Source organism: Ruegeria sp. CJ9, assembly GCF_056536625.1.
On the sequence record NZ_JBQFPY010000002.1, the window covers coordinates 525,828 to 541,055 of the forward strand.

Here is a 15,228-nt window from a genome sequence, read left to right on the forward strand (position 1 = left end):
ATGGGAGATGAGATGGAAAGACGCTTGCGGTTAATCAATCGCCGGTGCTATTCAGCGCCACACGGCGGGTATGATGTAATGGTAGCCTGTCAGCTTCCCAAGCTGAACGCGCGGGTTCGATTCCCGCTACCCGCTCCAATTACTCAGATTTTCGCGCCTGAAACAGGTTGATCAAAGCCGGGATTTCGACCGTGTTTTCAGACGCATACGGTTGAAATGCCTTTGTAATTCCTTGCTGGATATTCAATACGTCCTCGGAATCCCCTTCAAAATAGGCGATCAGACGGGCCGCCGGACCGATACGTGTACACAAGGTTGCGCAATCCTCGATCGTTCCGCGAATGCGCAGTAAGACAGGTACTTGTTCGACACGAATATCGGTCAGGCCAGCCTGGTCCAGTAGGCCAGAGACCCGTTCGTGGTCATGAAAGGCCAATGGGCCGGGGGCGTTTCGATCCATTACAGGTGGGTTGCCCAGTCGGGCACATGCGATGCTATGCGGTGTCTTGAACCAGGGATTTCCGTCTAATGGTCCCCAGGCGGCAAAGGTCATCTGACCACCCGGCTTCAACGCACGTGCCATGTTGGCAAAGGCAGCGACCGTGTCTTCAAAAAACATCACCCCAAAACGCGAGATCATTGCGTCGCGGTCTGCCTCGACAAACCGGTGGGTCTGGGCATCGGCATGTTGGAGGTCGATGTTTAACAACCCTTTTTCGATGGCGCGTTGCCCCGCGCGGTCCAGAAATGGCTGCGAGAAGTCCGCCGCCAGTACGTGACCGTTTTCGCCTACGAACTCTGCCGCCCTGACGCTGCTTGCACCGGTGCCGCAGCCGATATCCAGCACCCGCATGCCGGGTTGCAGCCCGGCTCGGTCTAGGACCAGATCAAGAACCGGGGCCAACATCTCATCCATCTGCTCTTCAAAGGTGAGCCAATTGGCGCCAGAGGGAGAATTGCTCCAGAACTCGGCCTGTTCTTCGTTCGCAGCTTGCATGATCGCCTCCCTCAGGTGACGCGACTATGACCGGCGACGGCGACGACGACCAGACTTTTCCTCGGCCCCGCCACCCGAGTTGAACGACGGTGAGGGCAGAGTGACCACCTGCGCAAGTTCCGGGAACGGATCGGTTTTGTGCGGGATGGCGTTTGCGGCGACGAAATGGTCCTGGAATTTGGGCTCAATCGCGGTTTCGACCTTGGTAATTTCGCGAACGACGCGCTCGATCTCGGACCGGGCGGCAATATTGCACAGGGCAATCCGCGCACCTGTGCCCGCCGCATTGCCCGCGCTTGAGACTTTGTCCAGCGGCGCGTCGGGGATCATGCCCAAAACCATCGCGTGTTTGGTCGAAATATGCGCACCGAAAGCTCCGGCCAGTGCCACGCGATCCACTTTATCGACCTCCATGACATCCATCAGTAGGCGCGCACCGGCATAAAGCGCGGATTTGGCCAGCTGGATGGCACGGATATCGCCTTGGGTCACGGTTATGCGCGGGCCGCCCTCGGCGCTGGCGTCATGGATCAGGTAGGCATGGGTGCGGCCTTCGGGCACGCAGCGCGTGGTGCCAGTTTGCTCGGCCGACCCGATTAGACCGCTTTCATCCAGCAACCCGGCGATGCGCATTTCAGCGACCGCCTCGATGATGCCCGAACCACAGATGCCGGTGATACCGGTGGTGGCAACGTCCTGATCAAATCCATCTTCGTCAGACCATTTCTCGGAACCAATAATGCGGAAGCGGGGTTCCTTGGTAACGGGGTCGATTTCGATCCTTTCAATGGCTCCGGGGGCGGCCCTTTGGCCGGAACTGATCTGCGCGCCTTCGAATGCAGGACCCGTGGGCGAGGAACAAGCCAGAACGCGGCTGGTGTTGCCCAGCAGAATTTCGGCGTTGGTGCCGACATCGACGATCAGAACGAGGTCTTCGGATTTTCCGGGCTCCTCGGACAGGGCAACGGCGGCACAGTCGGCGCCGACATGACCCGCGATGCAGGGCAGGATATAGACCTGCGCGCGTGGGTTCATTTTCGTCAGGTCCATCTCACGCGCGGGCAGAGACATGCTTTCCGACGTGGCCAGAGCAAACGGCGCCTGACCAAGTTCAACCGGGTCCAGCCCCAGCAGTAGATGGTGCATGACCGGGTTGCAGACGAATACGGTTTCGACGATCAGGTCGGCATCAATCCCAGCTTCATCCGCAATCGAGGTGGACAGGTCATTGATCGCCTCGCGCACGGCTTTTGTCATTTCCTGATCGCCGCCGGGGTTCATCATCGAATATGAAACGCGGCTCATCAGATCTTCGCCAAAGCGGATCTGTGGATTCATCAGGCCCGAGGATGCCTTGACCTCACCTGTTTCCAGATCGGTCAGGTGGGCGGCAATGGTGGTTGAGCCAAGGTCAATAGCCAGCCCATACAACCCGCTTTCATGGAGGCCGGGCCAGATTTCAACGACCTTCGCGACCGAATCCTTGTGCCCTTTGTGAACAGCAACGGTAACTTCCCATTTACCTTTGCGCAGAACCGGCTGCAGCTTGGACATCAGCGACAGATCGGCTGTGACGGCATCGATGTGCCACTGTTCGCGCAAGGCACGCTCCAGCCGCTCCAGATCGCCGGTGGGTGAGTGCATATCGGGCTCTTCCACCACCACAAAATACAGCCGGGTTGCCGGGTCCATGGTGATGGCGCGCGCGGTGGCAGCCTTGCGGACGACCTGCCGGTGTACCTGGCTTTCAGGTGGTACGTCGATCACGATGTCGCCCTGAACCGTCGCCTGACAGCCCAGACGGCGACCGGTTTTCAACCCGCGCTTGTCGTCGTAACGCTGTTCGACCGCGTTCCATTCGCTCAGCGCGTCATCGGATACAGTCACGCCGTGCTTGGGAAACTCTCCATAGCTGGGCGTGATCTGGCATTTTGAACAGATCCCGCGCCCGCCACAGACCGAATCCAGGTCGACGCCCAACTGCCGGGCAGCGGTCAGAACCGGGGTGCCGACGGGGAAATGCCCGCGTTTGCCCGAGGGGGTAAAGACAACAAGGGGATCGGTGGTCATATCTGGCCTGCCTTTTTGTATTCGCGCGTTTGCCGGCAAGATATGGGTTTGTGCGCAAAGGGAAAGGGCATTCCGCGGCACGTTTTGGATAATGAACGTCGTTTTTTACTGTGGTAGCGGCTTGCGGGGGAAAACTAGTTTAGGTCAGGGGCTTTTCCTTGGGATGAATCCATGTAATAGGGTCACCGCCAAACGGGCTTTTGCATGAGGTTAGTAGATGCAGATTCGTGAGGCACTTACCTTTGACGACGTACTCTTGGTTCCGGGGGCATCGACGGTGCTGCCTGCGACGGCGGACACGACCACGCGCGTGACCCGTGAGATTACCATGAACATCCCGCTGCTCAGCTCGGCCATGGACACGGTGACCGAGGCGCGCATGGCCATTGCCATGGCGCAGGCCGGTGGCATTGGCGTTATTCATAAGAACCTGACAACCGAAGAACAGGCCCGCGAAGTGCGGCGGGTCAAGCGGTTTGAGTCCGGCATTGTGTATAATCCGGTGACCCTGCGCGCGGATCAGACGCTGGCAGATGCGCAGGCGCTGGTGCAGCGTTACAACTTTACTGGCTTTCCGGTGATTGATGACCAAGGTCGCGTCGTTGGTATCGTGACAAACCGTGACATGCGTTTTGCGACCTCGGATGATACGCCGATCAAGGCGATGATGACCTCGGACAATCTGGCGATGCTGAAAGAGCCCGCCGATCTGGAAGAGGCCAAAAGCCTGATGCGAGCCCGTCGGATCGAAAAGCTGCTGGTGGTCGATGGCGAGGGCAAGCTGACCGGCCTGCTGACGTTGAAGGACACCGAACAAGCGGTGCTGAATCCAACGGCCTGCAAGGACCGCCTGGGCCGTTTGCGTGTGGCTGCGGCGACCTCGGTCGGGGATGCCGGGTTTGAACGGTCTGAGCAACTGGTGGATTCCGGTGTCGACATCATCGTGGTCGATACCGCGCATGGTCATTCCCAAGGCGTTCTGGACGCGGTGAAGCGTGTCAAGACGCTGTCAAATGAGGTTCAGATCATTGCGGGTAACGTGGCAACGGGTGAAGCGACCAAGGCACTTATCGATGCCGGCGCGGATGCGATCAAGGTTGGTATCGGGCCTGGGTCGATCTGCACCACGCGGATGGTTGCGGGGGTCGGGGTGCCTCAGCTGACAGCGATCATGGATTGCGCTTCGGCCGCCGGAGATGTTCCGGTGATTGCGGATGGTGGCATCAAATTCTCGGGCGATTTCGCCAAGGCGATTGCGGCGGGCGCATCCTGTGCGATGGTCGGCTCGATGATCGCGGGCACCGATGAAAGCCCGGGAGAAGTGATCCTGTATCAGGGCCGTTCATTCAAATCCTATCGCGGCATGGGTAGCCTGGGCGCGATGGCGCGCGGCTCGGCAGATCGGTATTTCCAGAAGGATGCGGCCAACGACAAACTGGTGCCCGAAGGGATCGAAGGGCAGGTGCCTTACAAAGGGTCGGCCAGCGCGGTGGTCCACCAATTGGTTGGCGGTTTGCGCGCGGCGATGGGCTATACCGGTTGTGCGACAGTTGAAGAAATGCGCAAGAACTGCAATTTCGTCAAAATCACTGGTGCAGGCCTGAAAGAAAGCCACGTGCATGACGTGCAGATCACCCGTGAAAGCCCGAACTACCGGGTGATGTAATTGTATCCAATGCGTAATGCGGCGTCCGGATCAGGGCGCCGTTTTGCATTTTCAGCGCATCTTTACGCGCCAAGACAACAGCATCGGAAAACACTATGACCCCGGCCGCTCGTATTCAGGCATCGATTGAAATCCTTGACCAGATTCTGTCGGGTATGCCCGTCGAGAAGTCTCTGACCAACTGGGCGCGACGCAGCCGGTTTGCCGGGTCCAAGGATCGTGCTGCGGTTCGTGATCATGTGTTTGATGCGTTGCGGTGTCAGCGGTCCTATGCGGCGCTGGGTGGTGCTGACACTGGCCGAGGTTTGATGATCGGTGCGCTTCGCGCCTCTGGCGAACGGCCGGAGGATTTGTTCACAGGCGCCCGTCACGCGCCCGCGGTTTTATCTGAGTGTGAGGTCAGGCGTGATTTTCATTCGGATGCCGAGTCTTTGGACATTCCCGAATGGCTCTGGCCCAGATTTCAGTCCTCACTGGGAGATCAGGCAGTTGCCGTCGCGCGGGCGCTGCAACACCGCGCGCCGGTGCATCTGCGGGTTAATCTGGTCAAAACGGATGTAGCTTTCGCAAGCAAATCGCTAGCGGCTGAAGACATAACAGCCGCCCCGCATCCAACTTGCGAAACAGCCTTGGAAGTGACCCAAGGCGCGCGCAAGATCGCCCAAAGCCGGACCTATGCAATGGGGTTGGTCGAACTTCAGGATGCCGCCAGTCAGGCCGTTGTGGCCGCTTTGAATCTGCGCCCGGGGATGCGGGTTCTGGACTATTGCGCAGGTGGGGGTGGTAAGTCGTTGGCCCTGGCCGCGCATCAGGGGGTCGAGGTGTTTGCCCATGATGTAAACGCAGGCCGGATGCGCGACCTGCCTGCGCGCGCGGAACGTGCGGGGGTGCGGATTCAGATCGTGTCCACGGATAAACTCGAACAGCAAAAGCCGTTTGATGTCATTCTCGCGGATGCGCCATGTTCGGGCAGCGGGTCGTGGCGACGTGCGCCTGCGGGCAAGTGGGCGCTAACCGAAAGTCGCTTGCAGGAGCTTACCGGAATTCAATCGACCATTCTGGATAAGTTATCGACAATGGTCGCGCCGGGCGGTGTCTTGGCCTATGCGACGTGTTCTATGTTGGAGGATGAAAACGGCGCTGTCGTCGCCTCCTTTCTGCGCGCCAATCCAGAGTGGTCCGAGGCGTTTCGCAAAACGTGGCTTGTTTCGCACGGAGCTGATGGTTTCTTCACTGCACACTTGACGCGATAGTGCGTCAGGTCATAGCAACTTTAGGTAGAGTATCCGGTTTCGCTTAATCGGACATTAACCTTATTTGGGCTGACTACGCCAAAGCCCATCGACTTGAGTTGTTTATGACTGACACTACGGAAGTATTCGCCGATCCGTCTGACCACAAAACCCCATCCGGCCTGCGGCTTGCCTCTTTGGTTGTCATCGGTGCGCTTCTAAGCCTGACGCCGGTTTTAGGGCTGTTGCCCGACGTTTGGCATACAGGCTTCATGGTTGCGGGCGTATCCCTTCTGGCCGCTTCGTTTCTGGTGGTTCTTCGGGGGAAGATCACGGACTATTTGGCGCAGCAGGCGGTGAAAACCATGGCCGTTTTTGCAGAGCAAGATCTGTTTCCCTGCGTGATTGCGAATGCCCAAGGCGAAATTCTGGCCGCCAACCCCGAGGCACGCGCGCAGTTTCAGGCCTTTGCAGGCAGTCGGTTAGAGCAATGCCTGAAATCCCTGTTCGCGAACCCTCCGGCTATTTTGCTTCGACTGCAGTCATCGGCTGAAATTTATGGCAAAGCCCGCGAAGACATTGTGACCGTTGGGTCAACGATCCCGGTTTCAGTGTTCAACGTTGGTCAGGGTCGGTTTTGCTGGCGTTTTCATCTGGATACGCCTGGACAGTGGGACGAGGTCAACATCCCGGTCCTGACCGAGGGGCGCAACGGCACTTTGCTGCGGGTGAATGACGCAGCGGCGCATATGCTGGGGCAGAGGCCGGACGCGCTGAACGAAGTGCTCACGAGCGATTCTCTTACGCAGGGTGAAATTGTACAGGTTCAGACAACAAGGGGTGCGGTTTCAGCCATTGTATGCGAACTCGGCTGGTCCGGCACTGTGCGAAACCTGCTCGTGTTGCCTGTGGCGCAGGACCGGCAAGCCAGCAGTGGTACATCCTTTGCCGATTTGCCAGTGCCGATCATGCGCCTTGCCCCCGATGGTCGTATTCTCGAGGCGAACCGGCTGGCGGTAAAGTTGATCGGCGATATCGAGCCCGACGAAACCAATGTCGATCAGATTATGCAAGGGCTGGGGCATCCAATCTTGGATTGGTTGGGGCGGACCGCCGCACAAGAACCCACGATGCGGTCCGAGTTTCTGCGTCTGACCCGCCAGGACAAAGAGATTTTTGTTCAGGTCACCTTAAACCGTGTGGTGAACAACGGGCAGGTCTGCCTGATTGCGGTGTTGAATGACGCTACTGAACTCAAAACGCTTGAGGCACAGTTCGTGCAGGGTCAGAAAATGCAGGCGGTGGGCCAGTTGGCCGGTGGCGTTGCCCATGATTTCAACAATTTGCTGACAGCCATTTCCGGGCATTGCGACCTGCTGCTTTTGCGGCACGACCAAAATGACCCGAACTACGGCGATCTGGTTCAGATCAACCAGAATGCCAACAGGGCTGCGGCTCTGGTCAGTCAGCTGCTGGCGTTTTCGCGCAAACAAACCTTGCAGCCCGAGGTGCTGGACCTGCGCGATACGATCTCGGATCTGATCCACCTGCTGAACCGGTTGGTGGGCGAAAAAGTGCGTCTGATACTCAGCCATGATCCGGTTCTGAAACCCGTCCGGGCGGACAAAAGACAGCTAGAGCAGGTGCTGATGAACCTAGTTGTGAACGCGCGCGACGCCATGCCGGATGGCGGCGAGATTCGGATTGAGACCGAGGTGGTCGTGCTGAGCCAACCCTTCACACGCGACCGTGCCACGGTTCAGCCGGGGGAATACGTGACCGTCAAGGTAATCGACAGCGGCACTGGTATCCCGGCAGACAAGCTGCAAAAGGTATTTGAGCCGTTCTATACGACCAAGCGCACTGGCGAAGGTACGGGGTTGGGCTTGTCCACGGTCTATGGAATCGTCAAGCAAACGGGCGGGTTCATTTTTGTCGACAGCCTTCCGGGACATGGAACTGAATTCATTGTCTACCTTCCGGTGTCCGCCGCGCCTCAGGAAGTTCAGCAAGAGGTGTTGCCCGCGGTCGAAACGCAAAGCGCTCGGCAGGGTGAGGGTGTTGTGCTGTTGGTTGAAGACGAGGCCCCGGTGCGTGCCTTTGCAACACGCGCATTAAGGTTGAAGGGCTATACCGTTCTTGAGGCCGAGTCGGCAGAAGAGGCACTGCGCTTGCTTGAGGACGGGGCGTTGAATGTCGATGTTTTTGTCACCGATGTGGTCATGCCCGGGATGGATGGGCCAACCTGGGTGCGTCAGGCGATGAAAACGCGTCCGGATGTACGGGTGATCTTCATGTCTGGCTATACCGAAGGGGCCTTTGGTGATTCCGGGCCGGAAATCGCGCATTCGGCCTTCTTGCCGAAACCATTCTCATTGAATGAGCTGACCGAAGCGGTGTTTCAACAGATTAACTGACCAAATCAAAGTGCAGCGTCGTGGCATATGAACTCGGCGTCGTGGCGTTTTCGAAATTTTCGCTCGGTTTCAGGTGACAGGGCAAGCTCACGTCGGGGTGAGACATTTTCCTGCTGCAGGTTAATCTGCATGTTCAGACGATCCTGAAGGAAGTTTAAAATCTTATCCTGATTTTCGTATTTGAAGACATGGCTTGCACCAAAACCGTTGCTTCGGGTGCGGAAAAACTGACTTTGGCTGCCGACATCCGCGAAATCGGGGCGCGGAGATTTCATATAGGCCTGCACAAAATCGTCAAAGGATATGTCACGAGTTGAATGTGGATGCCCGACCCGGCCATCGCGGCTGCGGAAACGGTACCAACTGCCCAGCCAGTCGATCGGTTCGCGTACGACGGCCATGATCTCCATTTCGGTGTCGTACATTTTCCGAAAAATGTTCTGAAAAAAGCGGTCATAGCGCCGTACAGGAGCGTGTTTCAGATCCGGTGGACCGGTTACGACAAAATCGGCGCGCTCGCGCAGGGCTGAGTGATAGGCCGTGCTGCCGGTCTTTGGAACAGCCAGAAACGCAAGGCGTTCCTTATAGAAAACAAGCATTTATTTGCCTTTTGCCGATCTTTGTTACGGGTGCAGATTGGCGTAAACGACTCTTTAACACAATTGCCCAACAGTAAGTATTGTAAGTTTTAGTTGAAATGTTCTCTTTTTGGTCCCATAAGGAACAAGAGGCGAACAAAGCAGCGATTGCCGCCCGTTCAAGGGTGTGACAAAAGGGAAGGCGACAGGACAATGGCGGATCTTCTGACGATGAGCGACAAGAAAAACGCAGACAAGCAAAAGGCGCTCGACAGCGCGCTGGCCCAGATCGAACGCCAGTTCGGCAAGGGCTCGATCATGAAGCTGGGCGAGGATTCCAAGCAGGACATCGAGGCCAGCTCGACCGGCTCTCTGGGTCTGGATATTGCTCTGGGGATTGGCGGCCTACCGATGGGTCGGATCGTTGAAATTTACGGGCCAGAAAGCTCTGGTAAGACGACGCTGACGTTGCACTGCATTGCCGAACAGCAAAAGCGTGGTGGTGTTTGCGCCTTTGTTGACGCGGAACATGCGCTGGACCCACAATATGCGCGAAAGCTGGGCGTCGACCTGGATGAGTTGCTGATCTCACAGCCCGACACCGGCGAACAGGCGCTAGAGATTACCGATACGTTGGTGCGCTCGGGTGCGGTGAACATGGTTGTCGTCGACTCTGTTGCGGCTTTGACGCCGAAATCCGAGTTGGAAGGCGACATGGGCGACAGCAATGTCGGCGTTCAGGCCCGTTTGATGAGCCAGGCGATGCGCAAACTGACCGGTTCGATCAGCCGCTCGAACTGCATGGTAATCTTCATCAACCAGATTCGGATGAAAATCGGCGTGATGTTCGGCAGCCCGGAAACCACGACCGGTGGTAACGCGCTAAAATTCTACAGCTCGGTCCGCCTGGACATCCGCCGCATCGGTGCAATCAAGGATCGCGATGAGGTTGTGGGCAACCAGACCCGCGTCAAAGTGGTCAAGAACAAGGTGGCGCCGCCATTCAAGCAGGTGGAATTCGACATCATGTATGGCGAAGGCATCAGCAAGATGGGCGAACTGCTGGATCTGGGCGTCAAGGCCGGCGTGGTCGAAAAATCGGGCTCGTGGTTCAGCTATGGCGACGAACGGATCGGGCAGGGGCGAGAGAATGCCAAGCAATACCTGCGCGATAACAGCCGCGCCGCGCTTGAGATTGAAGACAAGATTCGCGCAGCACACGGTCTGGATTTCGAAATGCCGCCCGGCGCGACTGAGGATGATGATATCCTCGAGGCATAAACGCTCGCTGACGGGAACGGAAAAAATTCCGCGTCACACAGCCAGTGCTTAGAAAATCCGAAACAAGGCGGTCCATCGGGGTCGCCTTGTTTCGTTCTGCGAGTCCAACGCTGTGGACTATCCGCAGGGACAGGGATAAACCCGTTTTGACACAATATGATTGCGCGCCGAGAGAGCCTTATGCCCACGCTGAATGATATCCGATCAACCTTTCTGAACTACTTTGACAAACAGGGGCACGAAGTGGTGCCGTCCAGCCCTCTGGTCCCGCGCAACGACCCAACCTTGATGTTCGTGAACTCGGGGATGGTGCAGTTCAAAAACCTGTTTACCGGTGTGGAAACCCGCGACTACCAGCGTGCGACCACCGCTCAGAAATGTGTGCGCGCGGGCGGCAAGCACAACGATCTGGACAATGTGGGCTATACCGCACGGCACCACACGTTCTTTGAAATGCTGGGGAATTTCTCGTTCGGTGATTATTTCAAACCCGAGGCAATCCCGTTTGCCTGGGAGTTGATCACTAAGGAATTCGGTGTCGACAAGAACCGCCTGCTGACCACTGTCTATCACACCGATGATGAGGCGTTTGAAACCTGGAAGAAGGTTGGTGTGCCAGAAGACCGGATCATCCGTATCGCCACCAATGACAACTTCTGGCAGATGGGCCCCACCGGTCCGTGCGGTCCGTGTACCGAGATTTTCTATGATCATGGCGATCACATCTGGGGTGGCCCTCCCGGATCGGCCGAGGAAGACGGCGACCGGTTCATTGAAATCTGGAACATCGTTTTCATGCAGAACGAGCAGTTCGAAGACGGCTCGATGGTCGAACTCGACATGCAGTCGATCGACACCGGCATGGGGCTGGAGCGAATTGGGGCGCTGCTGCAAGGAAGCCATGACAACTATGACACGGACCTGTTCAAAACCCTGATCGAGGCGTCGGCGGACGCCACGGGTGTTGATCCTTATGGTGATCAGAACGTGCATCACCGGGTGATTGCAGATCACCTGCGTTCGACGTCATTCCTGATCGCAGATGGTGTGATGCCGTCGAATGACGGACGAGGCTACGTTCTGCGGCGGATCATGCGCCGCGCCATGCGTCACGCGCATTTGCTGGGCGCGAAAGACCCGGTCATGCACCGGTTGGTGCCCGCGCTGGTGCAACTGATGGGCGCGCAATATACCGAGCTTGGTCAGGCGCAAGCTCTGATCGAAGAGACGCTGCTGCTGGAAGAAACCCGCTTTAAACAGACGCTGGATCGCGGTCTTAAGCTGTTGGATGATGAGGTCTCTGGCCTGCCTGAAGGCAGTGCATTGTCTGGTGAAGCGGCGTTCAAGCTGTATGACACTTACGGTTTCCCACTGGATTTAACGCAAGATGCATTGCGTGAAAAAGGCCGGACTGTGGATACGGACGGGTTCGATGCGGCCATGGCCGAGCAAAAAGCCAAGGCCCGCGCCGCTTGGGCCGGGTCCGGTGAGTCAGCGGATCAGGCCGTTTGGTTTGACGTTCTGGATGCAGCGGGCGCCACCGATTTTCTGGGTTACGACACCGAAAAAGCCGAAGGGCAGGTGGCAGCTCTGGTGGTTGATGGCGCTTTGGTCGACAAGATTGAAAAGGGCGGCTCGGGATGGGTTGTCGTGAACCAGACGCCTTTCTATGGCGAAGCTGGTGGTCAGGTTGGGGACACCGGGGAAATTCGGCGTCTTGAGAACCTGCAAGACGTGGCGCAGGTCGAAGACACGCGCAAGTTTGCAGAAGGTAAGGTTTATGCGCATCGGGTCACGGTAAGTCAGGGTACTTTGTCTAAGGGCGATGCTGTTGAGCTTGAGGTTGATCATGCCCGTCGAACAGCGATCCGGGCCAACCATTCGGCCACGCACTTGCTGCACGAGGCGCTCCGCGAAACGCTGGGTGATCACGTGGCACAACGCGGTTCGCTGAATGCATCAGATCGGCTGCGTTTCGATTTCAGCCATTCCAAGGCGCTTAGCCCTGATGAGATTCAAAAGATTGAACGTGAGGTGAATGAATTCATTCGCCAGAACTCGACCGTTGAAACCCGAATCATGACGCCCGACGATGCGCGCGAACTGGGTGCGCAGGCGCTGTTTGGTGAGAAGTACGGTGACGAAGTCCGGGTTGTGTCGATGGGCAAAGCTCAGACAGGCAAGGGTCATGACGGTGATACATGGTCTATCGAACTGTGTGGCGGCACGCATGTGCGTCAGACCGGTGATATCGGCACGTTTGTTGTACTGGGTGACAGTGCCAGCAGTGCCGGTGTGCGCCGGATCGAGGCGCTGACTGGGGATGAGGCATTCCGGCATCTGTCCGCGCAAGATCAGCGGCTGGGTCAGATCGCTTCGGAATTGAAAGCGCAGCCAGATGATGTGGTCACCCGTGTCAAGTCTCTGCTGGATGAGCGCAAAGCCTTGCAAAACGAGGTTGCTCAGTTGCGCCGTGATCTGGCGATGGCCGGTGGTGCAGGGCAGGGCGGCGGAGCCGAGACGCGCGAAGTGAACGGTGTGCCTTTCCTGGCGCAGGCGCTGAGCGGAGTTTCCGGCAAGGATCTACCTGCATTGATTGACGAACTCAAAAACCGTCTGGGCTCGGGCGCGGTGCTGTTGATTGCGGATGCCGGTGGCAAGGCTGCCGTGGCTGCCGGTGTAACATCGGACCTGACCGACAAGGTTTCAGCTGTTGATTTGGTCCGGGCCGCAGTGGTTGAATTGGGCGGCAAGGGTGGCGGTGGACGTCCGGACATGGCGCAGGGCGGTGGCCGGGATGCGTCAAATTCAGAAGCGGCAATCAAAGCCGCAGAACAAGTTTTGGGAGGATAGGATGCCGGCACTTTGGATTGCCCACGTGACCGTGACAGACAACGAGGCCTATGGCAAATATGCTGAACTGGCAGGACCGGCGCTTGCCAAGCACGGGGGCTCGTTCATCGCACGTGCTGGACGGTATGTGCAGCTTGAAGGGAAAGAGCGCCCACGCAATGTTGTTGCCCGTTTCCCCTCGGTCGAGGCCGCAGTGGAATGCTACAATTCACCCGAATATCAACAGGCGCTGGACCATGCACGCGGGGCTAGTGAACGTGAATTGTTGATTGTCGAGACCACTGAATAAAGCTCGACCGCCAAAGATTGGCCAACTTCTGGTTGTGTAAGCGGAATTTAGCCAATGGATAAGCCAGGCAACTTGATGAGTCGTCTGGCTTTTTTAACATCGCAATATTTCTATATATTACAGTTATTTGTCTTCAATAACTTGCGCTAAGTTAACCTTGCGTAACTTTTGGATTGTGGCCGAGCCCTCACAATTCTTGCCTGAAATGGTCAAAATGCGGAACGAATTTCCGCCTCTTTTTCCTTGCAACTTCACCTCAGATTGCGCAAACGGCCCCGTCTACTGATAGTTAAGCTAAACGATCTACGGTCCTGTTTGTCCGCAATTGGGAGGATGAATAATGGTCGAGGAACAGGCATGAAGCTGTTGAGCAATGAACTCAGAGATGTATCTGCACGGTTGATCTCATCAATTGGTCGACTGGTTGCTGTATCCGTATTGGCGTTAGGAACTTTGGGTGTTGGCACCGATGCACAAGCAACCGAGGGACGCTTTATCCAGATTGCAGCCGTGTCGCCGCCGCCGTCAGGCGCTCGGCAATTGTGCCGTCAATACAGATGGGCGTGTTCGACCAAAGCAACTGTATCCATGTCCAGCCAGAAAGAGATGCAGATTATTCAGCACGTAAATCGTCAAGTGAATGCTACGACACGCGCGGTGACAGATCGGTCGCAATATCGGACCGCGGAAAGATGGGCCTTGCCGACCTCTCGTGGTGGAGATTGCGAAGATTTTGCACTGCTTAAGAAACGCGATTTAATTCGGGCCGGGGTTGATCCCAGTAAATTGCTGATCGCGACTGTGTTAGATGCAAAGCGCAATTCACATGCCGTGCTTGTCTATCGCTCGGCAGCCGGGGATTTGGTTTTGGATAACCTAACCAATCAGATCAAACCGTGGGCCGCCACGCAATATCTGTTCCTTCGCATGCAAAACCCCAGGAAACCCAGCGGTTGGGTCGGCGTTTACGGTCGTAGCTAAGACTTTTTCCATTTCCCCTCAGGCTGGAGGGAAAAAAGGGCGGCCCTGAGGTCGCCCTTTGTGCATTCCATAGGTTTTAGCTTGGTCTGACCATTCAAATCCGAATCTAAGGACGCAAGTCAGATGCAGCTGTTCGGTTAAAACGTTCCACCACTGCCGGGGCCGCCAGCGTTTCCACCAGAAGCGCCGCCTGTGCTGCCGCCATTACCGTTGCCGCCGCCGCCGCCACCTTGTCCGTTGTTGCTGCCGCCATTGCCAGTGCCCGGTCCTGAACCACCGTTGTTGCCGCCGCCATTACCGCTGTTTCCGGCGTTCCCGTTCCCATTGCCCGGGCCACCGTTATTACCGCCGTTGCCACTGCCGCCATCGGTGCCGCCGCCATTGCTGCCGCCGTTCCCGGAACCGCCACCGCCATTGCCGCTACCGCCGCCTTGGCCATTATTGCTGCCGCCATTACCGGTGCCCGGTCCTGAACCACCGTTGTTGCCGCCGCCATTACCGCTGTTTCCGGCGTTCCCGTTCCCATTGCCCGGGCCACCATTATTTCCGCCGTTGCCATTGCCGGAATTGCCACCGTCGCCGTTATTGCCGCCGTTGCCGTTACCGGAATTGCCACCGCCGCCATTGTTGCCGCCGTTGCCGTTTCCGGAATTACCACCGCCGCCATTATTGCCGCCGTTGCCGTTACCGGAATTACCACCGCCGCCATTATTGCCGCCGTTGCCGTTGCCGGAATTGCCACCGCCGCCATTATTGCCGCCGTTGCCGTTGCCGGAATTGCCACCGCCGCCATTGTTGCCGCCGTTGCCGTTGCCGGAATTGCCACCGCCGCCATTGTTGCCGCCGTTGCCGTTGCCGGAATTG

11 protein-coding genes and 1 tRNA gene are annotated in these 15,228 nt (G+C 57.3%); 8 read left to right on the forward strand and 4 right to left on the reverse strand.

Annotated features, from left to right (window positions below; genetic code table 11):
• Positions 1–64 precede the first annotated feature (64 nt).
• Positions 65–138: transfer RNA gene (locus ACR0AJ_RS08100), tRNA-Gly, on the forward strand.
• 1 nt (position 139) lies between these two features.
• Here the strand turns inward: ACR0AJ_RS08100 and ACR0AJ_RS08105 are convergent.
• Both ACR0AJ_RS08105 and ACR0AJ_RS08110 read right to left on the reverse strand, forming a co-directional pair.
• On the reverse strand, positions 140–997 hold the full coding sequence (locus ACR0AJ_RS08105) for a class I SAM-dependent methyltransferase (RefSeq protein WP_480740544.1): 858 nt from the start codon (positions 995–997) through the stop codon (positions 140–142).
• A gap of 24 nt (positions 998–1,021) precedes the next feature.
• Positions 1,022–3,067, reverse strand: a complete 2,046-nt coding sequence (locus ACR0AJ_RS08110; protein WP_480740545.1) for an ASKHA domain-containing protein — start codon at positions 3,065–3,067, stop codon at positions 1,022–1,024.
• A gap of 217 nt (positions 3,068–3,284) precedes the next feature.
• On the opposite strand from ACR0AJ_RS08110, the gene guaB reads away from it, so the two are divergent.
• The 3 genes from guaB (at position 3,285) to ACR0AJ_RS08125 (ending at position 8,382) form a co-directional block, all read left to right on the forward strand.
• Positions 3,285–4,733 (forward strand): IMP dehydrogenase, encoded by a 1,449-nt coding sequence (gene guaB, locus ACR0AJ_RS08115; protein ID WP_170348767.1) that lies wholly within the window; start codon positions 3,285–3,287, stop codon positions 4,731–4,733.
• Between the two features lie 95 nt (positions 4,734–4,828).
• On the forward strand, positions 4,829–5,986 hold the full coding sequence (locus ACR0AJ_RS08120; RefSeq protein ID WP_170348766.1) for an RsmB/NOP family class I SAM-dependent RNA methyltransferase: 1,158 nt from the start codon (positions 4,829–4,831) through the stop codon (positions 5,984–5,986).
• A 104-nt stretch (positions 5,987–6,090) separates the two neighbouring features.
• Entirely contained in the window at positions 6,091–8,382 is a 2,292-nt protein-coding gene (locus ACR0AJ_RS08125; protein WP_170348765.1) for a hybrid sensor histidine kinase/response regulator, read from the forward strand.
• 5 nt (positions 8,383–8,387) lie between these two features.
• On the opposite strand, the gene ACR0AJ_RS08130 is transcribed toward ACR0AJ_RS08125, so the two are convergent.
• Complete coding sequence (locus tag ACR0AJ_RS08130; RefSeq protein ID WP_170348764.1) at positions 8,388–8,981, reverse strand: sulfotransferase family 2 domain-containing protein; 594 nt, start codon at positions 8,979–8,981, stop codon at positions 8,388–8,390.
• 192 nt (positions 8,982–9,173) lie between these two features.
• On the opposite strand from ACR0AJ_RS08130, the gene recA reads away from it, so the two are divergent.
• From recA to ACR0AJ_RS08150, 4 genes are all read left to right on the forward strand, one after another.
• Positions 9,174–10,241, forward strand: coding sequence for a recombinase RecA (gene recA / locus ACR0AJ_RS08135; RefSeq protein WP_170348763.1), 1,068 nt, complete (start codon positions 9,174–9,176; stop codon positions 10,239–10,241).
• A 180-nt stretch (positions 10,242–10,421) separates the two neighbouring features.
• Complete coding sequence (alaS, locus tag ACR0AJ_RS08140; protein ID WP_480740547.1) at positions 10,422–13,094, forward strand: alanine--tRNA ligase; 2,673 nt, start codon at positions 10,422–10,424, stop codon at positions 13,092–13,094.
• Between the two features lies 1 nt (position 13,095).
• A complete protein-coding gene (locus tag ACR0AJ_RS08145; RefSeq protein WP_170348761.1) occupies positions 13,096–13,383 on the forward strand; it encodes a DUF1330 domain-containing protein in 288 nt (95 codons plus the stop codon).
• Positions 13,384–13,740: 357 nt separating this feature from the next.
• Positions 13,741–14,364 (forward strand): transglutaminase-like cysteine peptidase, encoded by a 624-nt coding sequence (locus ACR0AJ_RS08150; protein ID WP_480740549.1) that lies wholly within the window; start codon positions 13,741–13,743, stop codon positions 14,362–14,364.
• Between the two features lie 137 nt (positions 14,365–14,501).
• Here ACR0AJ_RS08150 and ACR0AJ_RS08155 read toward each other — a convergent pair.
• On the reverse strand, positions 14,502–15,228 hold a 727-nt coding region (locus ACR0AJ_RS08155; RefSeq protein ID WP_480740550.1), incomplete at its 5' end, for a hypothetical protein.